The organism is Acinetobacter sp. B-6 (assembly GCF_056930735.1).
Genome location: NZ_JBXPBY010000069.1, coordinates 1 through 206, shown reverse-complemented (window position 1 = coordinate 206; position 206 = coordinate 1). Strand labels below are relative to the sequence as shown.

General features: G+C 53.9%; 1 protein-coding gene. It reads left to right on the top strand.

Translation table 11 applies throughout. From position 1 onward, the window contains the following. The coding region (locus tag AC1Z3T_RS21270) for a hypothetical protein (protein WP_419321396.1) at positions 1-206 on the top strand (206 nt) is incomplete at both ends.

Below are 206 nucleotides of genomic sequence, written 5' to 3'. Positions count from 1 at the left end.
GTGACGACGCCCGTGGACAGTTCAGGCAATTACGGACCTGTGACCTCAGCGATCAACCAACCGACAGGTACGGTGAGTGGTGCCGTTACTGATGCTTCAGGCAACACTGGACCAAGTACCAGTACCAACTATGTCGACAACATTGATCCAACAGCACCAGTGGTCAATGTCACCGGCAATCCAGATGGTTCGGTAAGCGTCAGTGG